This is a genomic window from Streptomyces sp. NPDC008079 (assembly GCF_042957385.1).
Lineage (GTDB): Bacteria > Actinomycetota > Actinomycetes > Streptomycetales > Streptomycetaceae > Actinacidiphila.
This window is the reverse complement of sequence record NZ_JBIBIC010000010.1, coordinates 268649-292599: the sequence shown is the minus strand read 5'-3', so window position 1 is coordinate 292599 and position 23951 is coordinate 268649. Positions and strand designations below refer to the sequence as shown.

General features: G+C 72.6%; 22 protein-coding genes. 17 read left to right on the top strand and 5 right to left on the bottom strand.

All coding sequences use genetic code 11. The features are described 5' to 3' along the window. The first annotated feature begins 182 nt into the window (after nt 1–182). The 7 genes from ACFZAM_RS22560 to ACFZAM_RS22530 all read left to right on the top strand — a co-directional run bounded on the left by ACFZAM_RS22560 (nt 183) and on the right by ACFZAM_RS22530 (nt 9072). Nucleotides 183–2777 carry a tetratricopeptide repeat protein gene (locus tag ACFZAM_RS22560; RefSeq protein WP_391048610.1) on the top strand — a complete coding sequence of 865 codons (2595 nt, stop codon included), beginning with the start codon at nt 183–185 and terminating at the stop codon, nt 2775–2777. Between the two features lie 151 nt (nt 2778–2928). Next, nucleotides 2929–4044 carry an alanine dehydrogenase gene (ald, locus tag ACFZAM_RS22555; protein WP_355333609.1) on the top strand — a complete coding sequence of 372 codons (1116 nt, stop codon included), beginning with the start codon at nt 2929–2931 and terminating at the stop codon, nt 4042–4044. Nucleotides 4045–4421: 377 nt separating this feature from the next. Beyond that, the gene (locus ACFZAM_RS22550) at nt 4422–5384 is read left to right on the top strand and encodes a ParA family protein (protein ID WP_355333513.1); all 963 of its coding nucleotides are present in this window, start codon (nt 4422–4424) and stop codon (nt 5382–5384) included. Beyond that, nucleotides 5369–6085, top strand: coding sequence for a hypothetical protein (locus tag ACFZAM_RS22545; RefSeq protein ID WP_391048607.1), 717 nt, complete (start codon nt 5369–5371; stop codon nt 6083–6085). Before ACFZAM_RS22550 ends, ACFZAM_RS22545 begins: the two co-directional genes overlap by 16 nt. Before the next feature lie 85 nt (nt 6086–6170). Next, nucleotides 6171–7250, top strand: coding sequence for a segregation/condensation protein A (locus ACFZAM_RS22540; RefSeq protein WP_391048605.1), 1080 nt, complete (start codon nt 6171–6173; stop codon nt 7248–7250). Further along, nucleotides 7247–7939 carry an SMC-Scp complex subunit ScpB gene (scpB, locus tag ACFZAM_RS22535; RefSeq protein ID WP_391048602.1) on the top strand — a complete coding sequence of 231 codons (693 nt, stop codon included), beginning with the start codon at nt 7247–7249 and terminating at the stop codon, nt 7937–7939. Before ACFZAM_RS22540 ends, scpB begins: the two co-directional genes overlap by 4 nt. Continuing rightward, entirely contained in the window at nt 7939–9072 is a 1134-nt protein-coding gene (locus ACFZAM_RS22530; RefSeq protein ID WP_188285806.1) for a pseudouridine synthase, read from the top strand. The genes scpB and ACFZAM_RS22530 overlap by 1 nt, the downstream gene beginning before the upstream one ends. A gap of 100 nt (nt 9073–9172) precedes the next feature. On the opposite strand, the gene ACFZAM_RS22525 is transcribed toward ACFZAM_RS22530, so the two are convergent. Together ACFZAM_RS22525 and ACFZAM_RS22520 are read right to left on the bottom strand one after the other, a co-directional pair. Then, nucleotides 9173–9886 carry a DNA polymerase beta superfamily protein gene (locus tag ACFZAM_RS22525; protein WP_391048599.1) on the bottom strand — a complete coding sequence of 238 codons (714 nt, stop codon included), beginning with the start codon at nt 9884–9886 and terminating at the stop codon, nt 9173–9175. Nucleotides 9887–10021: 135 nt separating this feature from the next. After that, nucleotides 10022–10384 (bottom strand): DUF952 domain-containing protein, encoded by a 363-nt coding sequence (locus tag ACFZAM_RS22520; protein ID WP_391048597.1) that lies wholly within the window; start codon nt 10382–10384, stop codon nt 10022–10024. A gap of 136 nt (nt 10385–10520) precedes the next feature. On the opposite strand from ACFZAM_RS22520, the gene ACFZAM_RS22515 reads away from it, so the two are divergent. The 5 genes from ACFZAM_RS22515 (at nt 10521) to der (ending at nt 15540) form a co-directional block, all read left to right on the top strand. Continuing rightward, nucleotides 10521–10997: a YidB family protein gene (locus tag ACFZAM_RS22515; RefSeq protein ID WP_391048595.1), complete on the top strand. Its 477-nt coding sequence runs from the start codon at nt 10521–10523 to the stop codon at nt 10995–10997. Between the two features lie 261 nt (nt 10998–11258). Next, complete coding sequence (locus tag ACFZAM_RS22510) at nt 11259–12344, top strand: prephenate dehydrogenase (RefSeq protein WP_355333494.1); 1086 nt, start codon at nt 11259–11261, stop codon at nt 12342–12344. A 308-nt stretch (nt 12345–12652) separates the two neighbouring features. Next, nucleotides 12653–13330: a (d)CMP kinase gene (cmk, locus tag ACFZAM_RS22505; protein WP_391048593.1), complete on the top strand. Its 678-nt coding sequence runs from the start codon at nt 12653–12655 to the stop codon at nt 13328–13330. Next, complete coding sequence (locus ACFZAM_RS22500; protein WP_391048590.1) at nt 13288–13983, top strand: 1-acyl-sn-glycerol-3-phosphate acyltransferase; 696 nt, start codon at nt 13288–13290, stop codon at nt 13981–13983. Before cmk ends, ACFZAM_RS22500 begins: the two co-directional genes overlap by 43 nt. 90 nt (nt 13984–14073) lie before the next feature. Beyond that, nucleotides 14074–15540: a ribosome biogenesis GTPase Der gene (gene der / locus ACFZAM_RS22495; RefSeq protein WP_355333489.1), complete on the top strand. Its 1467-nt coding sequence runs from the start codon at nt 14074–14076 to the stop codon at nt 15538–15540. A 39-nt stretch (nt 15541–15579) separates the two neighbouring features. Here der and ACFZAM_RS22490 read toward each other — a convergent pair whose 3' ends face one another. Further along, complete coding sequence (locus ACFZAM_RS22490) at nt 15580–15828, bottom strand: hypothetical protein (RefSeq protein ID WP_355333486.1); 249 nt, start codon at nt 15826–15828, stop codon at nt 15580–15582. A 196-nt stretch (nt 15829–16024) separates the two neighbouring features. Continuing rightward, on the bottom strand, nt 16025–16837 hold the full coding sequence (locus ACFZAM_RS22485) for a hypothetical protein (protein WP_355333484.1): 813 nt from the start codon (nt 16835–16837) through the stop codon (nt 16025–16027). 477 nt (nt 16838–17314) lie between these two features. Here ACFZAM_RS22485 and ACFZAM_RS22480 point away from each other — a divergent pair, with 477 nt between their 5' ends. The 4 genes from ACFZAM_RS22480 to ACFZAM_RS22465 all read left to right on the top strand — a co-directional run bounded on the left by ACFZAM_RS22480 (nt 17315) and on the right by ACFZAM_RS22465 (nt 20722). After that, entirely contained in the window at nt 17315–17944 is a 630-nt protein-coding gene (locus ACFZAM_RS22480) for a transglycosylase family protein (RefSeq protein WP_391048586.1), read from the top strand. A 217-nt stretch (nt 17945–18161) separates the two neighbouring features. Continuing rightward, a complete protein-coding gene (locus ACFZAM_RS22475; protein ID WP_355333479.1) occupies nt 18162–18863 on the top strand; it encodes a transglycosylase family protein in 702 nt (233 codons plus the stop codon). A gap of 137 nt (nt 18864–19000) precedes the next feature. Further along, entirely contained in the window at nt 19001–20278 is a 1278-nt protein-coding gene (locus tag ACFZAM_RS22470; RefSeq protein WP_391048584.1) for a glycosyltransferase, read from the top strand. A 210-nt stretch (nt 20279–20488) separates the two neighbouring features. Continuing rightward, nucleotides 20489–20722 (top strand): I78 family peptidase inhibitor, encoded by a 234-nt coding sequence (locus ACFZAM_RS22465; protein WP_188285797.1) that lies wholly within the window; start codon nt 20489–20491, stop codon nt 20720–20722. Between the two features lie 18 nt (nt 20723–20740). On the opposite strand, the gene ACFZAM_RS22460 is transcribed toward ACFZAM_RS22465, so the two are convergent. Continuing rightward, complete coding sequence (locus ACFZAM_RS22460) at nt 20741–21811, bottom strand: phosphatase PAP2 family protein (protein WP_391048582.1); 1071 nt, start codon at nt 21809–21811, stop codon at nt 20741–20743. Nucleotides 21812–22199: 388 nt separating this feature from the next. Here ACFZAM_RS22460 and ACFZAM_RS22455 point away from each other — a divergent pair, with 388 nt between their 5' ends. Further along, nucleotides 22200–23792, top strand: a complete 1593-nt coding sequence (locus ACFZAM_RS22455) for an MFS transporter (protein WP_391048579.1) — start codon at nt 22200–22202, stop codon at nt 23790–23792. Nucleotides 23793–23951: the final 159 nt, after the last annotated feature.

The following is a 23951-nucleotide window of genomic DNA, read 5'->3' as shown; positions in this document are numbered from 1 at the left end:
TCCACAGCTTCTTCACAGCTCCCTCATCGGTCTCGATGATCCGATGGAGTGATCATTTACGCGGTCGGCCGCGTCGGAGCCCCGGACCGGCCCGACCGCGTGAACTAGGCTCGTCGCCGTAGCCGCGTACCCGCGCATCCGCGCCCCGCGCGGACGACCCCACTGAGCCGGGAGCGTAGGCCGTGACGGATCAGGCGCTGAACCCCAACGGGACCCCTGCGGGAGCGGACGCCCCGGCGGCACCTGAACCGGACACGGCCGCCGCACCCGCCAAGGCGCGCGCCCGCCGCCGACGGTCGGCTTCCGCCGGCTCCCCGACGCGCAAGGGCCCGGCCCCCGAGGCTCCTTCTGCCGCCGTCGAGCCCGGGCCGGAGCAGCCGCCCGCGAAGGACGCCGAGCCGTCGTCCGCGACCGGCCCCAAAGCCGAACGCACCGCCGCCGGACCGGACGCCGAGCCGGAACCCGAGTCCGAGTCCGAGTCGGCACCGGACACTCCGGCCGCGCGTCCGGCGAAGGCCGAGCGCACCGCCGCCGTCGCGCCGGGAACCGAGAACGGGTCCGGGGCGGACGCCGGGGCCGACGCCGAGGCGGACCCCAAGCCTGATCCCACGCCTCATCGCAAGACCGACCCCAACGCCGACCCCAAGGCCGGGACCGCGCCCGCCGCGCCTTCGGATGTCGGCGCGGGCGCGGCCCGCCCGGTGAGCCGGACCGGCGAGGTCACGGTGCGGGTCGGTGCCGCCGTATGGGCGGGAGCCCGGGGCGAGGGTCAATTCGTGGGCCGGGAAAGGGAGTTGGCGGAGCTGCGCGGGGAGATCGGACGGCCGGGCCTCGGGAAGCAGGGGAAGGGGCGGGCGCGCGTGCTGCTCGTCGCCGGACGCCCCGGCGTCGGTCGGACCGCGCTCGCGCTGCGCCTGGCCGAAGACCTGGCCGACGACTACCCGGACGGCCAGGTCTTCCTGCGTATGACCTCCCCGGAAGGGGAGCCCGTACCCGCCGAGCAGGCCGTCCGCGCCCTCCGCCGAGCCCTCGCCCGTACTCCGGGAGCCGGCGGATCGGCCGCCCCCGTAACACCCGCCGCTCCCGCCCCGGCCGCCCCGTCCGGCGGCCCCGCCGCCACCTCGCGCAAGACGCTCCTCGTCCTGGACGACGTCCTGCGCGCCGATCAGCTCGACGGGCTGATCCCCGACGCGCCCGGCAGCCTTGTCGTCGTCACCTCGGACGGCCCGCTGCCCGGAGTGCCGGACGTGCGGCCGTGCACGCTGGGCGGGCTCGACACGCCCGCCGCCGTGGAACTGCTCGCGCACAGCATCGGCTCCACCCGGGTGACCTGCGACCCGCGCGCCGCCGAGGCGCTGGTGCAGGAGATCGGCGGGCACCCCACCGCGCTGCGGCTGGTCGCCGCCTGGCTCGCGGCCCGGCCGACGCTGTCCGTGGCGGACGCCGCGACCCGGCTGCGTACGGTCTCGGCCGACGCGCCCGCCGCGCCCTCGGCCGAAGCGGACGGGACGGCGCCCTCGCGCGCCACCGCGCAGGGCGAACTCGTGCGGTCCTTCCGGCTGGTCTACGAGGACGTGCCGCAGACCGCCGCGCGGATGCTGCGACTCCTGTCGCTGGCACCTGCGGGCATGGTCGACGCGCAGGTCGCCTCGGCGCTCGCGGGCTGTTCCGTGGCCGCCGCGCAGAGCACGCTCGACGACTTCGTCGGCGGCGCACTGCTGGCGCCCGGTCCGGTGACGGGCGACGAGCTGCCGCCGCAGTACCGCCTGCCCGGCTGCTTCGAGCCGCTGCTGCGCGGGCTGCTCGAATCCCGCGACCGCCCGGAGGAGGTCCGGCTGGCCCGGGCCAGGATGCTGGAGCGGACCGTACGGCTGCTGCTGTCGTGCGGCTCGGCGCTCGTGCGGATGCGGCTGCCGGACGACGGCCCGCGCAGCCTCAGCTTCGACTCGCCCGCGACGGCCGCCGAGTGGCTGCGGTCCCGGCTGCCCGCGCTGCTGGCCTCCGCGCGGGTCGCCGTCGCGGACGGCGATCTGGACACCCTGGCCAGACGGCTGATCGCCGCCCAGGTGCAGGCGCTCGCCGCCTTCCCCGGCGGGAACGCGATGGCGGCCGAGCAGTACGAACTGCACGGCCTGGTCCTGGACGTCGCCGAGCGGCGCGGCCTGGACCGGGAGAAGGCGGCGGCGCTGATCAATCTCGGCGACCTGGACGCGGCGGCGGGCCGTTCCGACCGGGCGCTCGACCGGTACCGCGCCGCACTGGGCGCGGCCCGCAAGTGCGACGACGCGGAGGCCGAGGGCCGGGTGCTGGAAGCCCTCGGCGGTACGTATCAGGAGCGGCACGACCCGCAGCGGGCCGCCGACTGGTACGGCAGGGCGCTCGCGCTGCGCCAGGAACGCGGCGAGACCTTCCACGAGGCCCGGCTGCACGGCCGGATCGGCGCGCTGTTCACCTACGACGGCCGGTACGGGCCCGCGCTGCGCGAATGGCGCGCCGCCGCCGGGGCGTACCGGCGGCTGGCCGACCTGGGCGCGCAGGCCCGCGCGCTGACCGAGGCCGCGCGGGTGCAGGAGTACGCGGGCTACCCGGAGGACGCGCTGCGGACCTGCCGCGACGCGCTGTACTGGGCGCGCAAGGCGGGGGAGCGGCGGCTGGAGGGCGCGATCCTGCTGCGGCTCGCCGACACGCTCGACCGGCTGGGCGATCCGAGCGGCGCCACGGTCCAGCGCGCCGCCGCGAACCGCCTGCTCAGCGAGGGCGAATCGGCGCCGAACTGACGATCGCCGCGCTGTATACCTACGAAACTGCCAATGGTCTCGGCCAAAGTGGTCACTTTGTAAGGCTGGACAGAGAGTCTTCCTTCACTAGACTGGCTTTCTGCCGCCCCAAAGCGGTCATTCTTCCCTGAGCGCAAGGACCGTGATCGACGTGAAGGTGGGCATCCCCCGCGAGGTCAAGAACAACGAGTTCCGCGTGGCCATCACCCCGGCAGGCGTGCACGAACTCGTCCGCAATGGACACCAGGTCTTCGTGGAGCAGGGCGCCGGCGACGGCTCGTCCATCCCCGACGAGGAGTACGTCTCGGCCGGTGCGGGCATCCTCGCCACCGCCGACGAGGTGTGGGCCACGGCCGATCTGCTGCTCAAGGTGAAGGAGCCGATCGCCGAGGAGTACCACCGGCTCCGCAAGGACCAGACGCTCTTCACCTACCTGCACCTCGCCGCCTCCCGCGCGTGCACGGACGCGCTGCTGGAGTCGGGCACCACCGCCATCGCGTACGAGACGGTGGAGACCGCGAACCGCCAGCTCCCGCTGCTCGCCCCGATGTCCGAGGTGGCCGGCCGGCTCGCCCCGCAGGTCGGCGCCTACCACCTGATGCGCTCGGCCGGCGGTCGCGGCGTCCTGCCCGGCGGCGTCCCCGGTGTCCAGTCCGGCAAGGCCGTCGTCATCGGCGCCGGTGTCTCCGGCTGGCATGCCACCACCATCGCGCTCGGACTCGGCTTCCACGTCACGCTGCTGGACAAGGACGTCAACAAACTGCGCGAGGCCGACAAGGTGTTCGGCAACCGCGTGCAGACCATCGCCTCCAACGCCTACGCGCTGGAGAAGGCCGTGCTCGACGCCGACCTCGTGATCGGCGCGGTGCTCATTCCGGGCGCGAAGGCGCCGAAGCTGGTCACCAACGAGCTGGTCTCGCGCATGAAGCCGGGATCTGTCCTTGTCGACATCGCGATCGACCAGGGCGGCTGCTTCGAGGACTCCCGCCCCACCACGCACGCCGAACCGACGTTCCCCGTACACCAGTCGGTGTTCTACTGCGTCGCGAACATGCCCGGCGCGGTTCCCAACACCTCGACGTACGCGCTGACCAACGCGACGCTGCCGTACATCGTCGAACTGGCCAACCGCGGCTGGCGCGAAGCGCTGCGACGTGACGCGGCTCTCGCTCTCGGTCTCAACACGCATGAGGGACAAGTTGTTTACGGTCCGGTGGCCGAGGCGCACGGCCTCGACTCCACCGACCTGCACGCGCTGCTGGGCTGACCGGCGGCCACTGTGACCAGGCGCGTCAACATCGCGCCAACACCGCACCACCGGCCGGGTCTTGTGTGTCGAGGCCCGGCCGTTCATGTGCTTACGCCCTTGACAGCGGGGTGTTCGGTTGCCGACACATCGTGCCGTGTCCGGCGGATTGTGTTGCTGTGGACCACCGACACGCCATAGAGTCGCGAATCGTCGGCTGTAGTCACGCTGACCTGTCTAGAAGTTTCCTGGTCACCAAGGAGGTAAGACGACTTGTGAATGAGTCGACATTTGCTCCCGGGGGTGGTCAACCAGGAATGACCGTCGGTTCCGTCGCGGTCCGCACCTTCGAGTCCCGCCGGCCCGAGACGAACACAGAGACGCAACCTGCTTACGCCATGGCGCCTTTCAACGACAACGACCTGCAGGACGGTCAGTTCTACGACCCGGATGCCGAGTACGAACCGGATCCGGAGTACGCGGCCACCCTCGCCCCGGACGCGGCCCGGCAGCGCCGCGAACGCGTCGGCCCCACCGGCCGGCCCCTGCCGTACTTCCCGATCCCCAATCCGCTCACCAACCACGGCCCCGCGAAGATCGTCGCGATGTGCAACCAGAAGGGCGGGGTCGGCAAGACCACCTCGACCATCAACCTGGGCGCGGCGCTGGCCGAATACGGCCGCCGGGTGCTTCTTGTCGACTTCGACCCGCAGGGCGCGCTCTCGGTCGGCCTCGGGGTCAACCCGATGGAACTCGACATCACGGTCTACAACCTGCTGATGGAACGCGGACTGGCGGCCGACGAGTGCCTGCTGAAGACCGCGGTGCCCGGCATGGACCTGCTCCCCAGCAATATCGACCTGTCGGCAGCGGAAGTGCAGCTCGTCAGCGAGGTCGCCCGCGAGTCGTCGCTCCAGCGCGCCCTCAAGCCGCTGATGGCCGACTACGACTACATCGTCATCGACTGCCAGCCCTCGCTCGGCCTGCTGACGGTCAACGCGCTCACCGCGGCGCACTCGGTGATCGTTCCGCTGGAGTGCGAGTTCTTCGCACTGCGCGGGGTCGCGCTGCTCACCGAGACCATCGAGAAGGTCCGCGAGCGGCTCAACCCCGAGCTGGAGCTCGACGGCATCCTCGCCACCATGTACGACTCGCGCACCGTGCACAGCCGCGAGGTGCTGGCCCGGGTCGTCGAGGCGTTCGACGAGCACGTCTTCCACACCGTCATCGGCCGCACCGTGCGGTTCCCCGAGACGACCGTGGCGGGCGAGCCGATCACCACCTACGCGTCCAACTCCGTCGGCGCGGCCGCCTATCGCCAGCTCGCCAGGGAGGTGCTCGCCCGGTGCCACGCCGAGTGAGTCTGCCGGGCGCCGACGAGCTGTTCCGGACGACCGGAGGAGCGGCGCTCCAGGCCCCGCAGCCACGGCAGCACCCCGGCGGCCCCGGCCCCGGCGGCTCCGGTGGTTCCGGGAGCTCCGGCGGCTCCGGTGGTCCGGGCGAAGGACAGAACGGTACGCAGGCGGACGGCCGGCTGCGGTCCGTACCGGTGGCCGACCCGGCCGCCGGGAACGACGCGGCCGATCCCGCGGACGGCGACGAAGGGACACGACCCTCCGGCACTGCGGGACAGGGCGAGGACAGCGCGGAACACGGCGGCCGGGACATCCCGACCTCACGCCGCCCGCTGACCGCCGAACGGGCCGGTATGCCGTCGCCCGCCGCCTCCTCCGGCACCATGACCGCGCCCGCGCCGCAGCCGCAGGCCGCACCGGTCCAGCCCCCGATCACCGCCCAGCCGCAGCCCCAGCAGGCGCGGCGCAAGGCCGCCCGGCAGAACCGCCGTCCCAGCGGGCGCGAGCGGCACGACGAGAAGATCACCGTCTATGTCTCCGCCGAGGAGCTGATGGATCTGGAACACGCCCGGCTGGTGCTGCGCGGTGAGCACGGGCTCGCCATCGACCGCGGCCGGATCGTCCGCGAGGCCGTCGCCGTGGTGCTGGCCGATCTGGAGTCGCGCGGCGACGCGAGCATCCTCGTACGCCGTCTGCGGGGCCGCTGACGCCCCGACGGCGCGCGGTCGGGGAACGGGGCATGGCCTGCTGCGGCGAGTAGCCTGCACAGACCACTTCGTACCCTGGACCCCGATGCCGACCTCACCCGCCACTCCCCGCCGCAGCCTCGGGCTCGGCGCCGCCGCCGAGGCGGAACCGACGCCTGCCGTGACAGCGGAGCCGCCTGTCGCGGTGGCGGAACAGGCCGTGGAAGAGGCGGTGGAAGAGACCGGGCCCGCGGCGGCGGTCGAAGCCGTGGAGGCCGTTGAGGCCGAGCCGGCTCCGGCTCCGGCCGGAGGGGACCGTTTCACCGTACGGCTGGCGAATTTCGAGGGGCCGTTCGACCTGCTGCTCGGGCTGATCTCCAAGCACAAGATGGACGTCACGGAGGTGGCGCTGTCGAAGGTCACCAACGAGTTCATGACGTACATCCACGCCATGGGCCCGGACTGGGACCTCGACCAGACCACCGAGTTCCTGGTGGTCGCGGCCACCCTGCTGGACCTGAAGGCGGCCCGGCTGCTGCCGTCCGCCGAGGTCGAGGACGAGGCGGACCTCGCGCTGCTGGAAGCACGGGACCTGCTCTTCGCCCGGCTGCTCCAGTACCGGGCGTACAAGCGGATCGCGGCGATCTTCGCCGAGCGGCTGGACAACGAGGCGCTGCGCTACCCCCGTACCGTCGGCCTCGAACCGCAGCACGCGGAGTTGCTGCCCGAGGTCGTCCTCAGCATCGGCCCCGAGCGCTTCGCGCGGCTCGCGGTGAAGGCGATGCTGCCCAAGCCCAAGCCGCAGGTGTACGTCGACCACATCCACGCCCCGCTGGTGAGCGTCCGGGAGCAGGGCGAGCGGGTGATCGCGCTGCTGCGGGAGCTCGGCGTGGCCAGTTTCGGGCAGTTGACCGAGGACGCGCCGGACACGCTGACGGTCGTGGCGCGCTTCCTCGCGCTCCTTGAGCTGTACCGGGAGAAGGCGGTCGCGTTGGACCAGGAGGAGGCCCTGGGGCTGCTCCAGGTCCGCTGGACGGGCGGGGAACAAGACACGGCGGCGCCGCTGGTGACCGACGAGTTCGACCAGGAGGCGGCGGCTCCGGCGCGCAAGCCGGAACCGGTGCCGGTTCCGGAGTCAGTGCCGGTGCGTGATCCGCAGCACGAGCAGGGAGAGGCCGAGGAATGACGGACGTGTCGGATATCACCGGGGCCTTTGCCGCGGCCGGCGCGGCAGGCGATACGGCGGCGCCCGCGGGCCTGCTCGCCGCCGCGACCGCCGAGCTGGAGCTGAAGCCCGCCCTGGAGGCGGTGCTGATGGTCGTCGACGAACCGGCCACCGAGGAGCACCTGGCCAAGGTCCTGGAACGGCCGCGGCGGGCCGTCGGCAGGGCGCTGCGCGAGCTGTCCGACGACTACACCCGCGAGGGACGCGGCTTCGACCTGCGGCTGGTCGCCGGTGGCTGGCGCTTCTACACCCGGCCCGCCTTCGCGCCCGCCGTGGAGAAGTTCGTCCTCGACGGCCAGCACGCCCGGCTCACGCAGGCCGCGCTGGAGACGCTGGCGGTGGTCGCGTACCGGCAGCCGGTCAGCCGTTCGCGCGTCTCGGCGGTCCGCGGAGTCAACTGCGACGGCGTCATGCGCACCCTCCTCCAGCGGGGGCTGGTCGAGGAAGGTGGGACGGAACCCGAGACAGGTGCGATCCTGTACAGGACGACGAACTACTTCCTGGAACGTATGGGCCTGCGCAGCCTCGACGAGCTGCCCGAGCTAGCACCGTTCCTGCCGGAGGCGGAAGCGATCGAGGCGGAGTCCCAGGAGGGGCTTCCGTCGTTCGATCCGGACGCGCCGGACGACACCTCGACAACGGACACTTGATGCGAAGCAGCGACAGGAACAGCGGCGGCAACCGGAACCCGCGGGGCGGCGGAGGCGACAGGCCCCGTGACGCCGACCGGCGTGGCGGTGCCGACCGGCGCGGCGACGGCCGCTCGGGCGACGGGCGCTCGGGGGACGCGCGCCGCGGTGAGGGCCAGAGCCAGCGGCCCAAGGGCACGCCGCGTCCCGAGGAGCGCCGCTACGACGTGGGCAGCACCGGCCAGTCGGGTGCGAACAAGCCCGGCGGCATGCCGCGTACCAAGCCCGGCAGCAACAAGCCGACCGGCAACCGCGGCCGCAAGCCGGTGCCGGCCCGGCCGCGCGAGCTGGACGCGCAGATCGAGGAGCGCAACCGGGAGCGGCACAGCAAGCCGCAGATCAAGACGCCCAAGACCTTCCCCGGCGCCGAGCAGGAGGGCGAGCGCCTGCAGAAGGTGCTCGCGCGGGCCGGAATGGGTTCGCGCCGGGCGTGCGAGGAGCTGATCGAACAGCACCGCGTCGAGGTCAACGGGCGGATCGTCACCGAGCAGGGCCTGCGGGTCGACGTGGACCACGACGAGGTGAAGGTCGACGGGCTGACCGTCGCCACCCAGTCGTATCTCTTCTTCGCGCTCAACAAGCCGGCCGGTGTCGTCTCCACCATGGAGGACCCCGACGGCCGCCAGTGCCTCGGCGACTACGTCACCAACCGCGAGACCCGGCTCTTCCACGTCGGTCGGCTCGACACCGAGACCGAGGGCCTGATCCTGCTCACCAACCACGGCGAGCTGGCCCACCGGCTGACCCACCCGCGCTACGGCGTGCAGAAGACCTATCTCGCCGCGATCCAGGGGCCGCTCCCGCGCGACCTCGGCAAGCAGCTCAAGAGCGGTATCGAGCTGGAGGACGGCTGGGCCCGCGCGGACCACTTCCGCGTGGTCCAGAACACCGGCAAGAACTACCTCGTCGAGGTCACCCTCCACGAGGGCCGCAAGCACATCGTCCGCCGCATGCTCTCCGAAGCGGGCTTCCCCGTCGACAAACTGGTCCGCACCAGCTTCGGCCCCATCCCCCTCGGCGACCAGAAGTCCGGCTGGCTCCGCCGCCTGACCAACACCGAGGTCGGCATGCTGATGCACGAGGTCGAGCTCTAACCCCACCGCCCCCGCCCCCCGGCCCCGCCGGCCCGCCGGGCCTGGAGGTGCGGACCCGCGCGGGCGTCCGTCCAGATGGACGGGCGCCCGCGCGGGTGAGCTACGCGGGCTTGGGGGGGAGTGGGAACGTGGCTGAGGTGCGGCGGACGCGGGTGAGGAAGGCTTCTATGCGGGGGCGGTCGGGGTCGGGGGGGAGGGGGGAGCGGGCGGCGGCGGTGTCGGTCTCTTCGTGGAGCGTGCGCATCCAGGCGCGGACCTCGTCCCAGCTCAGTTCGCCGCGCTTGACGGACAGCAGGCGCTCGCGCTGGTCGCCGACGTCGATGGTGAGGCGGCCGGTGCGCAGCAGGTCGCGGCAGGACATCAGGAGCCGCAGCAGGTGCATGGCGTGCTTCCAGCGCGGCTGGCCGTGGGTGCGGATGTCCGCTTCGAGGCGGCCGAGCTGCTGGGCGGCGTAGCCGCGGAAGGTGGCGTCGGCGCGGCGGGAGAGGAACGCGTCGCGCAGGTCGAGGAGTTCGAGCCCGGTCGGGTCGGCGTACTCCACCAGCGGTGAGTGCAGGCATTCGAGCAGATTGGGGTTGGCGCGCAGCGCGAGCGAGCAGAATCGCTCCAGCTCCCAGGAGAACTGTTCGTGCCGCGGTCCTGTGACATGCGTCGGCGGCTTGTCGAAACGCCAGAACAATTCGGTGGGCGCCACGTACACACCGCGCCGGTCGGTGTCACTGCCGTCGGTGGCCAGACCGAAGGCGCGCGAGCCCATGACGCAGGCATAGACCGTGTGGTCCCGGACAAGGTCGTGCCCCAGCGGATCGCGCATGAGGGCGATTATCGCCATGAAGTCCGACCAAGCGCCGGAGTTTCCACTGCTTCGTGCGGTGATCACGTTGCGGACGGTGAGGGCGGGGCCCACGGTACCGCTGCGGCGGGGGAGATCCCGAGGGCCGTAGCGGGACTACGACCAGGCCGTCAGCCCGAGCGGACGGCCGTACGAATCCCGTACGACCTCCAGCATGCCGGTCACCGCGGGCCGGTCGATGGGGCCGTAGACGTGCGGGAAGGCCGTGCCCTCCGGAACGCCGGGCGGCGGCGCCGGATCGGCCGCCTCCCAGCGGACCTCGGCGCGCAGCGCGGCCTCCTCGATCAGCAGCACCATCAGCGGCCCCGCCACCTCCCGGTAGAAGGCGTCGGCCACCGCGAGGGTCACGGCCTCGTCGGGCGAGCAGTGCACAAAACCCTCCTCGTCCAGGGAGGCGGGGGCGTACGGGCGCTCGGGCGCGTGCAGCCAGTCGTCCAGCGGCACCAAGTGGAAGAGCATGGGGAAGTTCTACCTGGTCCGGGCAGGTGAGGCGGTGGCAAGTGGCGGCGGAGACGGGTTTGCGGGACATTGTCCGTGTTCGGTGCCGGGCGACGTGACGCGCGCCGACGGCCCGACTCCTGAAAGGGACGAGACCATGGCGGGAAACGACCTCGGAAGCCTTCTCGGCACTCTGCTCAGCGGCGCGAAGGGCGGCTCCTCCTCCGGCGGCGCGGGCGGCCTCCTCGGTTCGCTGCTGGGCCAGCTCGGCGGCAAGGGCGCGGCCGGTGGCACCGGCGCCGCCGCGGCCAACGGCGCCTCGGGCAACCCCCTCGAAGGGCTGCTGGGCATGCTCAACAAGTCCGGCCTCGGCGAGCAGGCCAGATCGTGGGTGGGCCAGGGCGACAACAAGCCCGTCACCGGCGACCAGATCGCCCAGGCGCTTCCCGACGACGCCCTCCAGAAGGCAGCGCAGGACGCGGGCGTCTCCCCGCGGGAGGCCGCCGACCACCTCGCGGGCAGCCTCCCCGAGGCGGTGGACAAGCTGACGCCCGAGGGCGAGGTCCCGCAGGGGGAGTCCCTCCAGGACGTCATCAGCAGGCAGCTCGGCAAGCTCGGCGGCCTCGGCAAGTAATGTCCCCGCCCCCGTGGCGGTCCGGCTCGCGTACCCGGCCGCCACGGGGGCCTTGCCCGTACGCCCGCGCCGCCCGTACGTCCGTGGCGCCCGTACGCCCGCGGCGCGCGTCTCGCAGTGCGGGCGTCCGTCTCGCGCCCCGCCCCCGGTGACTACCCTGGTCGGCAGGTACGTGAGCAGCCGAGGGAGCAGTGACGTGGCGGTACGAACGGTCCGCGGGAGCGGCCGACCCGAGCGGGACGCCTCCGGGAGCGTCGCCCAGTGAGGACCGCCCTGGTCGTCGGCAGCGGCCTGATGGGCACCTCCGCCGCCCTCGCGCTCACCGCGCGCGGTGTGGACGTCCACCTCACCGACCACGACCCGGGCACCGCGCGCACCGCGGCCTCGCTCGGCGCGGGCACCACGGGGGAGCCCGAAGGCCCGGTCGACCTCGTGATCGTCGCCGTGCCGCCCGCCCACGTCGCGGCCACCCTCGCCGACGCGCTGACCCGCGGCCTCGGCCGCGGCTACCTCGACATCGCCAGCGTCAAGGGCGGCCCGCGCCGCGACCTGGAGGCGCTGGGCTGCGACCTCACCCACTACATCGGCACCCACCCCATGGCGGGCCGCGAGCGCTCCGGGCCGCTGGCCGCGACGGCCGACCTCTTCGAGGGCCGCCCCTGGGTGCTCACCCCGACCCCGGCCACCGACACCGAGGTGCTCAACCTCGCCCTCGAACTGGTCGCGCTGTGCCGCGCCGTCCCCGTCGTCATGGACGCCGACGCCCACGACCGGGCGGTCGCCCTGGTCTCGCACACCCCGCAGCTCGTCTCCAGCATGGTCGCGGCCCGCCTGGAGCACGCCGAGGACACCGCCGTACGCCTGTGCGGCCAGGGCATCCTCGACGTCACGCGGATCGCGGGCTCCGAGCCCGGCATGTGGATGGACATCCTGGCCGCCAACCCCGGACCGGTCGCCGACGTCCTCGCCGACGTCGCCGTCGACCTGACCGAGACGGTCGCGGCGCTGCGCGCCCTCCAGTCCGCCGACGAGGACAAGCGGCGCGGCGGCGCGGCGGGCATCGAGGACATCCTGCGGCGCGGCAACGCGGGCCGCGCCAAGGTCCCCGGCAAGCACGGCACGGCGCCCAAGGCGTACGAGATCGTGGCCGTCCTCATCGGCGACCAGCCGGGCGAGCTGGCCCGCCTCTTCGCCGACGCGGGCGCGGCGGGCGTCAACATCGAGGACGTCCGCATCGAACACTCCACCGGACAGCAGGCCGGTCTGGTGCACCTCATGGTCGAGCCGCGCACCGCGCCCGCCCTGACCGTGGCACTGCGCGAACGCGGCTGGTCGATCCGGCAGTAGACGTATGGCGCGGGCCGGGCGGTGGCACGGTCAGGGCGCGGCCGGGCTCCGGCGGTACGGATCGGACGCGTGCCGGACGGGTCAGCCGCAGGACCGTACGCGGGCACAGGGCGCACATGGCTCACCCGGCACACCCGGGCGCGAGCGTGACGGGCACCCGGCCCGGCACCCCGGCCCCGTGCCCGTCCCGGCAGGGAAAACCCGTGGCGTTCCGGCGCGCGGGCGGCCGGTAACCTTGGGGGAATGGCATCCGGCCCCTCGGCCGGCCCGCCCGCCCCCCGCTCCGCGCACGAGGAAGGCCACCCGCTGTGGAAAATCCGGTGATCGTCGCCATCGACGGCCCTTCCGGTACCGGCAAGTCCAGCACGTCCAGGGCGGTCGCGGCGAAGCTGGGGCTGAGCTACCTCGACACCGGGGCGCAGTACCGCGCGATCACCTGGTGGATGCTGAGCAACGGCATCGACGTCGACGACCCGGTGGCCGTCGCCGACTGCGCGGGCAAGCCCGCCATCGTCGCGGGCCACGACCCGGCGGCCCCCGGCATCACCGTGGACGGCGTGGACGCCTCGGGCCCGATCCGCACCCAGGAGGTCACCGCCGCGGTCAGCGCCGTCAGCGCGGTCCCCGAGGTACGGGCCAGGTTGGTCGAGTTGCAGCGCGCCGCCGCCACCGCGTCCCCCGGCGGCATCGTGGTCGAGGGCCGGGACATCGGCACGACCGTCTTCCCTGACGCCACCGTCAAGATCTTCCTCACCGCGTCCGCCGAGGCCCGCGCCGCCCGCCGCAGCGGTGAGCTGAACGGCGCGCTGAGCGTCGCGGACACCCGGGCCGCGCTCATCAAGCGGGACGCGGCCGACTCGGGCCGCAAGACCTCCCCGCTGGCCAAGGCCGCCGACGCGGTCGAGGTCGACACCACCGACCTCACCCTCGACCAGGTCATCGAGTGCATCGTCACTCTGGTCGAGGAGAAGCGGGCGCCCAGGTGACCGCAGAGCAGGGCACGGCGCCGGGACCGCGCGGAGCGGCCGTCGGACGCCGGATCGGCATCGTCTTGATGAACGGCCTGTGGCGGCCCCGGGTGCTCGGCGCCTGGCGGGTACCGGCGCACGGCCCGGTCATCCTGGCGGGCAACCACTCGCACAACATCGACGGCCCGATGCTGATCGGCATCTCGCCGCGCCCGCTGCACTTCCTGGTGAAGAAGGAAGCCTTCGTCGGGCCGCTCGACCCGTTCCTGCGCTCCATCGGGCAGCTCAAGGTCGACCGCGAGACCGCCGACCGTACGGCGATAACCGCCGCGCTCGGCGTCCTGGAGCGCGGCGGGATGCTCGGCATCTTCCCCGAGGGCACCCGGGGCGACGGCGACTTCGCCGAGCTGCGCTCGGGTCTGGCGTACTTCGCGGTGCGCTCCGGCGCGCCCGTCGTGCCGGTCGCCGTCCTCGGCAGCACCGCCAAGGGCCGGGCGGTCCCGGCACTGCCGCCGCTGCGCTCGCGGATCGACGTCGTCTTCGGGGAGCCCTTCGAGGCGGGCGACGGCAGCGGGCGCCGCACCCGCAGCGCGATGGACGCCGCCACGCTGCGCATCCAGGAGCGGCTCACCGCCCACCTGGCGCACGCCAAGCAAGCCACCGGCCGCTGACCGCGCAGACGGAAAACGCGCAGGCCGAACCGCACCGGCTGCACCACACTGGTTACCGCAGCCGCCACAGTTGATCGACGGAGATACCTCATGGACCACGCAGACGAGCAGACCGAGCACGGCGGGACCGGCGCGCTCGGCGACGCCGAATACGCCGAGTTCATGGAGCTTGCCGCCGAGGAGGGCTTCGACCTCGAAGAGGTGGCCGACGACCTGGCCGAGGCCGGGCACGGCCCGCTGCCGGTGCTCGCCGTGGTCGGCCGTCCCAACGTCGGCAAGTCGACGCTGGTCAACCGGATCATCGGCCGCCGCGAGGCGGTCGTGGAGGACAAGCCGGGCGTCACCCGCGACCGCGTCACGTACGAGGCGAACTGGAACGGCCGCCGCTTCAAGATCGTGGACACCGGCGGCTGGGAGCAGGACGTCCTCGGCATCGACGCCTCCGTGGCGGCGCAGGCCGAGTTCGCCATCGAGGCGTCCGACGCGGTGGTCTTCGTCGTGGACTCCACCGTCGGCGCCACCGACACCGACGCGGCGGTCGTACGGCTGCTGCGCCGCGCGGGCAAGCCGGTCGTGCTGGCCGCCAACAAGGTCGACGGACCGTCCGGCGAGGCCGACGCGGCCGCGCTGTGGAACCTCGGCCTCGGCGAGCCCTACCCGGTCTCCTCGCTGCACGGCCGCGGCACCGGCGATCTGCTCGACGCCATCATCGGGGTGCTGCCCGAGGCGCCCGCGCTGACCTTCGGCGACGTCGTCGGCGGCCCGCGCAGGATCGCGCTCATCGGCCGCCCGAATGTCGGCAAGTCGTCCCTGCTGAACAAGGTGGCCAACGAGGACCGGGTGGTCGTCAACGAGGTCGCGGGCACCACCCGCGACCCGGTGGACGAGCTGATCCAGCTCGGCGGTGTCACCTGGAAGTTCATCGACACCGCGGGCATCCGCCGCCGCGTCCACCTCACCGAGGGCGCGGACTATTACGCGTCGCTGCGTACGGCGGCGGCGCTGGAGAAGGCCGAGGTCGCGGTCATCCTGGTGGACGCCAGTGAGACGCTGGCCGAGCAGGACACCCGGATCATCACCATGGCCGTCGAGGCGGGCCGCGCGGTCGTGATCGCGTACAACAAGTGGGACCTGCTGGACGAGGAGCGGCGCTACTACCTGGAGCGCGAGATCGAGAAGGACCTCGTGCAGGTGCAGTGGGCGCCGCGGGTCAACGTCTCGGCGCGCACCGGGCGGCACATGGAGCGGCTGGTCCCGGCGATCGAGACGGCCATCGCGGGCTGGGAGACCCGAGTGCCGACCGGCCGCCTCAACGCGTTCCTGGGCGAGCTGGTCGCCGCGCACCCGCACCCGATCCGCGGCGGAAAGCAGCCCCGCATCCTGTTCGGGACGCAGGCGGGCATCAAGCCGCCGCGGTTCGTGCTGTTCGCCTCGGGCTTCCTGGAGGCGGGCTACCGGCGCTTCATCGAGCGTCGGCTGCGCGAGGAGTTCGGCTTCGCCGGTACGCCGATCCAGGTGTCGGTGCGGGTCCGCGAGAAGCGCGGGCGCAAGAAGTAGCGGCGCGCACGGGCCCCCGCGAGCCGGGGGCTCCCGGGGTCAGAGCCCGGGCATCCGATTGTCGGGACGGCCCGGCGGCAGCGCCGCCGGGCCGTTGCCGCGGTGCCTGCCGGGGGCGTACGCCGGCTGCTCCGCGTGCCAGGTGGTGAAGCCGTTGAACTGCAACGCCTCCTCGCCGGTCCGGTCGCCGGGCAGCGTGCGGAAGAGCCGCTGGTACTCCGAGTAGAGCGCGTCGTAGATGGGTGTTTCTGTGGCACCGCCCCCGGTCGCGTCCAGCGCGCTGCGCATGGACGGGATGTAGCGCTGGAAAGGGGCCCGGGAGGAGGTGTCAAAGGTGTGCACGTATGTGCCAACGAGCCGGTGTTGTCCGGGATGCGGGCCAGTCGGTTGAATTGCAGATCTTTGACCCGGGCGGCAGTGGGCGCACGGAAGGGGCGCGCACGGTGTCCCGTACACGCCCCTCGTTTCCGGTGAGACGGGTGGCTCAGGTCCCCGACAGCGGCATCGTCGCGGCCACCAGCAGGCCCCGCGAGCACGCCCTGGCCAGGGCGTCCCGCATCAGGTCCTCGCGCGGCTGACGGCCGATGGAACCGGCCGGGGCGGCGTAGACGTACACCTCGTTGGTCCGGTTGACGGCGTTCCGCCAGCCGTCGCTGACCTGGAGCGGCTGGTGCGCCTGCCACCACGCGGTGCCGGGGGTGCCGCCCGCGCCGGGCTGGAGCACGGCGTGCAGCCGCCCGGTGGCCAGCAGCACCGACCAGCCCGACAGCGGCGACGGCGGCACCTCCAGGTCGAGCTGCGGCATGAAGCCCTGCTCGATCAGCAGCGGCAGGAAGTCGTCGCCCGCGCCGGTGGCGCCGACCCGTGCGACCGGCCCGGTGGGCTCGATCACGAGCGCCGGGCGCAGCGTCTCCTCGACGATGATCAGACCGCAGGTGATGCCGAGCACCGCCTGCCGGGGCGCGGTCTCCACGGGCGGCGCGTCGGCCTGGCCGCCGATCGAGGGCCCCGCCGCCGTCTCGGGGCCGCCGATGCTGCGGACGGCGCCCTGCAACTGCTCCTCGGTGACCGGGACGACCTGCGAGGGGATGCAGGCGGCGTGCGCGAAGGCGAGGACCGCCGTCTCGTCGCCCACGAAGAGCACGGTGCTGGTCCGCTCCTGCCCGGTGTCCCCGGGGGTGCGACAGGACGTGCAGTCGTACGTGCCAGGAGCGTTGGCGCCGTTGAGGAGCCGCTGGGTCTCCTCGTCGCCGATCTCGGCTCGTACCTCGTCACTCACGTCGAGCATGGGCGGCACGGGAGTCTCCTTGAAGTGCGGTGGTGCGGTCACGAATCCGGCCGGAACGCCGGACCTGTCCCGGCGCATAGTGACAACGGATGATCTGTGGTGGGAGTCACGCTTTGCGGGGGGATGTATTCCGTTACCGGTCGCCGAGGGTGAGATTCCCGGCGAATCGCTCACGCAGCGTCGAACGGCCGTGTGGGTGACGAAAGTTGGGCCTGTGAGGCTACTCACGGAGCGCGCCGTTTAGATCCTCATTTACGACGATACGTACGCGCCAATCACCCGTAAACCTCGTCTTCTTACCGCCGGTAACCCTCAACTGGCCTGCGGCGGACGGCAATTGTTTGGTGCGAGGGGGTGCGGCTGCCTAGATTCGCCCGCCGTGTGCAAATCGCACCGCCCGGGTTCGGACGGGCGCCGCATCCGTGGGGGAGCGGCGCCCGTCGTGACGCAGCAAGGGGGACGCCCGGGTCCGTGGAGAGGGAATCCATGGTCTTGAACTGCAAGTACCGGCACACCGCGCTCCTGACCGGCGTCGCCGCACTGGCGCCGCTGGGCGTGCTGGCCGCCGCGGGAGAGGCGTCGGCGGCCGACAACGGGGTGTGGGACCGTATCGCGCAGTGCGAGAGCGGCGGGAACTGGCACATCAACACCCACAACGGCTACTACGGCGGACTCCAGTTCGCCCCCGGCACCTGGCGGTCCTACGGCGGCACCGCGTACGCGCCGACCGCGGACCTCGCCAGCCGCGAGCAGCAGATCGCCATAGCGACAAAGCTCCAGCGCGCCAGCGGCTGGGGCGCCTGGCCCGTCTGCTCGCGCCGCGCGGGAGCCTACGGGGACGCGCCGTCCGCGGGCACGCCGTCCGCGGGCACGCCGTCCTCGAAGTCGACGGGCAAGTCCCTCGACAAGCCCGTCAGGAAGACCGTCAAGCCCGCCGCCGAGCCGAAGAAGCGGGAGCCGGCGAAGGTCGTACGGCGGACCATGCCGCGCTACGAGTCGGCCGCCGAGGGCCGGGCCGACCGCAACGCGACACGCACCGCCCTGATCGCCGTCGTGCGCGGCCCGGCGGAGCGGGGTCAGGGCCCGGTCGTTCCGGCGTGGTGGCCGCACTGGTGACGGACCGTCCGCCGGAGGGGCGGTTCGGGCGCCCGCCCGGCCGGGGCGCCTCGGGACCGCGCTCGTTCGGTGCCGGAGCGTCGTAAGGCCGCCGTAAACCGGACCCGCCGCGTTCCCCCGTGTGCCCCACCCCGTTGTGGTCCGACCGGGTGGGGTACGCGCGACGTACGGACGCGATGCCCCCGATCCGGGGTGCGGCCGTGCTTAGCGTGGCCCGATGAGCGATCAGTCGTCTTATCGTCATATCGTCTCCCCGCGTGCCTCGGTGCGCGTCGCCGTGGCCGTCGCACGCGCCGCCGCCACGCTGGCCGCGCTCGGTGCGGCCGTGCTGCTGCCGGTGGCCGCCGCGCCACCCGCGACGGCCGCCCAGGGCGCGCCGGCCGTCCCACCGCCCGTGGAGCGGCCGGGACAGCCGCAGCAGCCCGAGCGGTCCGGCGGGTCCCCGCAGTCGGTGCCGTCGGTACAGGCGGCCATCGCCTTCCAGGCCGCGCGGGCCGCCGCCGGGTCCCCGACCGTCTGGGACCGGATCGCCATGTGCGAGAGCAGCGGGAACTGGCACATCAACACCGGCAACAGCTACTACGGCGGCCTCCAGTTCTGGCAGCCCACCTGGGAGCTGTTCGGCGGTCGCGCCTATGCCCGGCGCGCCGACCTCGCCACCCCCGCCGAGCAGATCTCGGTCGCGGAGGAAGTGCTGAAGGTGCAGGGCTGGAACGCCTGGCCGGTCTGCGCGCGGCGCAACGGCTTCACCGGCCACCGCCACATCGTGCACACCGTCAAGAGCGGCGAGACCTTGTCGGCCATTGCCCGTTCCTATGGAACCCAAGGGGGCTGGCAGTACCTCTACCAGCTCAACAAGGACCTCATCGGCCCCGACCCCGACCGGCTGATCGCGGGAACCGTCCTCACCGTCAACTGACGCGGCGGCCCACCCGAGTCAACCCCGTTCACCCCTCCGTGGCGCGTCCGGCAAAGGGACGCGCCACGGTTGCTACGGTCGGTCGCGCGGGCCGACCGACCCGCGTCCAGCGGGGGAACAGGAACACGGGCACGCCCATGCGCATCACCTTCCTGATACACAGCACGTACGGCATCGGCGGCACCATTCGCACGGTGCGCAATCTGGCGGCGCGGCTGGCCGACGAGCACGAGGTCGAGATCGTCTCGGTCTTCCGCGACCGCGACCGGCCCGAGTTCACGTACGACCCCCGGATCCGGCTGAGATATCTGGTCGACATCCGCAAAGGCGCCCAGGACGGCGTCCTCGACGACCCGCGCCACCAGCGGCCGTCGGCGATCTTCCCGTCCACCGACCGGCGGCACGCCCTCTACAGCCCGATCACCGACGAACGCATCGGCGCGTGCCTGGCGGAACTCGACACCGATGTGGTGGTCGGCACCCGGCCGGGCCTCAACGTGCACCTCGCCCGCCAGGCGCCGCGCGGCCTCGTCCGGGTCGCCCAGGAACACCTGACGCTCGACACGCACTCCACGCGGCTCGTGCTGACCCTGCGCCGCCACTACCCGGGCCTGGACGCCGTCACCACCACCACGGAGGCCGACGCGGCCGTCTACCGCCGCCGTATGCCGGGCGTCCGGGTCGCCGCCGTCCCCAACAGCGTGCCGCCCACCGGCGCCGCACCCTCCGACTGCACCGCGCCCGTCGTGGTCGCCGCCGGACGGCTCGCCCCCGCCAAGCGCTACGACGACCTGATCCGCGCCTTCGCCCTCGTCCGCGACCGCCGCCCCGACTGGACGCTGCGGCTGTACGGCTCGGGCCGCGAGCGCGCGAAGCTCGAAGCGCTCGTCACCGAACTGGGCGTGCGCGACAACGTGAAGCTGATGGGCGCGGTCTCGCCGATCGAACCGGAGCTGGCCAAGGCGTCGGTGCTCGCCGTCACCTCGACCCTGGAGTCCTTCGGCATGACGCTGGTGGAGGGCATGTGCGCGGGGCTTCCCGTGGTCTCCACCGACTGCCCGCTCGGGCCGCGGGAGATCGTCGACGACGGCGTGAACGGTCTGCTGGTGCCGCCGCGCGACATCGACGCGATCGCCGCCGCGCTGCTGTCGCTCATCGAGGACGACGAGCGCCGCCGGGAGATGGGCCGCGCCGCGCTGGCCTCCTCGGCGCACTACGACCCCTCAGTCATCGCCCGGCGCCATGTGGACCTCTTCCAGCGGCTGCTGGACGACCGGGCGCGCGGCGGCGCCCGTCCGCGCGCCGCGGTCCGCGCGTCGGTCGGGCGGACGATGGGCGCCCTGCTGTCCGCGGGGGACATGACGGGGGCCGCGGTCAGGAAGGCCGGACGCCGAAGGCAACACATCGTCAGTTAAAGACGACCGTCTACCCAATTCCTATCTCTTCATGCTCATGGACCCGCGAGTAACCGGAGGCATTGCGAAGATGCTGTGCGGGAGTTGTGTGGACAGGTAATTCAGTGACCTGCGGGTATTCACGGGGACGGAGCGAACCGTAGGGCACGATCTGTGACAGAAACGTGATGATCAAGGTCGTTCCGGCCCGGGGACGCCTACCGTGAAGGTATGCCTCACAACCCTCAGACCCCACAGGATCCGCGGCCCCCACGGAGCCCGGCCGATGACCCCGACGCCTACACCGGCCTCGACGCGCGGGAGGCCGAGCGCCTGGCCGAGCAGCGGGGCTGGCAGACGGTGCGCAGCCTGCCGCCCGGCGCGATCGTGACCATGGAGTACGTCGTCGGGCGGCTGAACTTCACCGTGGAAGGGGGCCGTGTCCAGCGCTGCTGGGTCGGCTGACGGGCCGAGCCGCCCGGCTCAGCCCGCGATGCCCCGGCCGCGCACCTGCTGGTGCGCGAGCGGGGTCGTGGGCCTGGCCGGACGCTCGACGGGCGGACGGCGGCTGCCGACCGGGGTGAGCGGTGTGCGCTCGTTGCGTCCGGTGGGCGGCCTGCCGGGCGCGTGCGGGGCGGCGGCGACCGGAGTGGTCGTGGTGGCCGTGACCGCCGCGGTGACGCCCCGGGCGACCGCGCCGACCGTCGCGCGGCTCGGCGCGTGCTCCTCCTGCTCCGCGTCCGGGTCCTGGTCCTGCGCGGAGGCCGGGGAGCGCTGGGCGACCAGCACCGGGCTCACGGCCTCCGGGCGGAGGACCGCTTCGGCGGAACCGGTGCGCATCCGGGCCCAGGCGTAGGCCAGGAAGTCCTCGGCCCGTGCCATCGCGGGCTCGAACCACGGCAGCGCCAGCAGGATCAGCAGACCGGCCGCCCAGCCGAGCAGCACGTCGCTCACCCAGTGCGTACCGAGGTAGACCGTCGTGGCGCCCACGCCGAGCGCGAGCAGCGCGCTCACCACGGACCCCAGCCTGCGGGCGCGCGGAGTCGTGGCCAGATACGCCAGAACGCCCCAGGTCACGACCGCGTTGGCGGTGTGACCCGAGGGAAATATATCGCCGCCGGCGAACATCTCGGCGGAGCCGACGGTCGTCGCGTAGTGCGGACCGAGCCGCCCGAGACCGTATTTCACGGCTCCCACGGTGATGTTCAGCAACAGCAGTGAGGTGCCGAGGACCAGCAGCGGGTGCAGCGTGCGGTGGCGCCACGCACGCCACCCCAGCCACGCGAGCACCATCACCGCGGTGGGACCTCGTTGGCCGAGGACGACGAAATAATCCAGGAACGCGTGGATTTGCGGCCATTGTTTGTAGGGACGCCAGAGCATGACCTGCCAGTCCAGCGTCACCAGTTTGGAAGTGGTGAGGACGCCCACGACGATCGCCACGTAGACCGCCAGCGTCGAACCGAACAGCCACACGCGTGTTCGGCTCATCCGCGGCAGGTCGCGGGTGGTCGGGCGCTCCGCCGTACGGAGGCGCTTCTCATCGGTTCGCACTCAATCGACGTTACAGCGTGTGACGGCATAGTTCGGCCGTACGAGCTGCTTTGTAATGACGATGTGATGTGGAGTGCGTCTCAGGGAGCCCTTTGGCAGCCGGTGATTCGGGCGGAATGCGGGAGTGGCTGGAGTTTATGTTCGGGTGTTGATACTCACAGGGTCGGCAAGGTGCGGCCTTCTTATTTATTGCTTATTTCCCTCACCTTTCTCCGCAGTTTCCCCGTCCATACCCGGGCCGACGTGATCGAACGGGGCCGCGCACGGGCGGCGCCGGGGCGCGCGACGGGTGTCCGAGGGGGTCCCGCGGGGGCGGTGACCGGGTGTTGTGAGCCCGTGACCAGCGAGTGGTCTCGCGTACGCTGACGACTCACTCGTTCGTGGAGGTATGCGTATGACGAGGCCGGTCAGCAGGTGGACCATTCTGTTCGTCCTCTGCGTCAGCCTGCTGATCGTCGCTCTCGACGCGACGGTGCTGCACGTGGCCGTCCCCGCCCTCACCGAGGATCTGCGGCCCGGCGCCCAGGACCTGCTGTGGATCGTGGACGCCTATCCGCTGATCGCCGCCTCTCTGCTGATCCTTTTCGGGACACTCGGCGACCGCATCGGCCGCCGCAAGGTCCTGCTGATCGGCTACGCCCTCTTCGGCGTGGCCTCCGCGCTCGCCGCCTTCGCGCCGACGCCCCACGTACTGATCGCCGCCCGCGCGCTGCTCGGCGCCGGCGGCGCGATGATCATGCCTGCCACTTTGTCGATACTTCGACAGGTCTTCCCCGACCGCCGCGAGCGCGCGACGGCGATCGGCGTGTGGAGCGCGGTCGCCGCGGTGGGCGCCGCCGTCGGCCCGGTACTCGGCGGCTTCCTCGTCGAGCACTTCTGGTGGGGCTCGGTCTTCCTGATCAACATCCCGCTGATGGCCGTGATGCTGCCGCTCGGCCGGATACTCCTGCCGGAGTCCCGGGGCAGCACCGACGGCCCGTGGGACGTGCTCGGCGCGGTCACCGCCGCCCTCGGCGTCCTCGGCGTGGTCCTCGGCATGAAGCGGCTCGGCGGCGGCGCGAGCCCGCTGGACGCCGCCGCCTTCGTCCCGCTGCTGGCCGGAGTGGGCCTGCTGGTCTGGTTCATACGCCGCCAGCGCCGCCGCGAGCACCCGCTGATCGACGTCCGGATGTTCTCCCAGCCCGCCTTCTCCACCTCGGTCGGCTGCATCGTGCTCGCCATGCTCGCCCTGGTCGGCCTGGAACTGATCGCGGTGCAGTACCTGCAACTGGTCCTCGGCCTCAGCCCGCTCCAGACCGGACTGCGCCTGCTGCCGCTCACCTTCGCCGCCATGGCCGCGGGACTCACCGGCTCCCGCATGCTGCGCGGCTTCGGTCCACGCCGCATGGTCTGCGGCGGCTTCGTGCTCACCGCCGTCGCCGTACTCGCGCTGACCGCCATGGGCCAGAGCGACCGGCCGGTCCTGCTCACCACCGCCTTCGTCCTGCTCGGCTTCGGCCTGGAGGCCACCCTCTTCGGCGCCTACGAGTCCATGCTCAGCGAATCCCCCGCGCACCAGGCGGGCGGCGCGGCGGCGATCGGCGAGACCTCGTACCAACTGGGCGCCGGGATGGGCATCGCACTGCTCGGCAGTGTGATGAACGCCGCCTATGCGCCGGGCGTCGCCCGCACCCCGGGAGTAAGCGCCGCCGACAGCACCGCCGCGGGCCACTCGCTCGGTGAGGCGTACGACGTCGCCGACCGACTCGGCGGCGGCTCGGGCGCGGCGCTGCGGCACGCGGCCCGGCACTCCTTCGTCACCGGGCTGCACATGACCCTGCTGGTGAGCGCGGGGCTGCTGCTCACCGGGGCGCTGGCCGCGCTGCGGCTGCCACGCGTCATGGAATGCGGCGCGGACAAGGGGCAGGCCACCTGCGATCTGGTGCTCCCGGCCCGCCAGGAGCCCGCGGCGGCCGTACGGTCCGGCGCGCCGGGGGAGTGAGCCGCGTCCGGCCCCCGGCGGCCGGGCCACGGGGTGCGCGAAGGTCCCGGCGCGCGGCGGGCCGAGCGGTCTGGACGCACGGCAGACTGAAACGTAACGTCGGCGCCGAGCCGTAGGTTACCGCCGCTAGTTTCCGTGTCCTTCTGTGCCGGAGGTCCC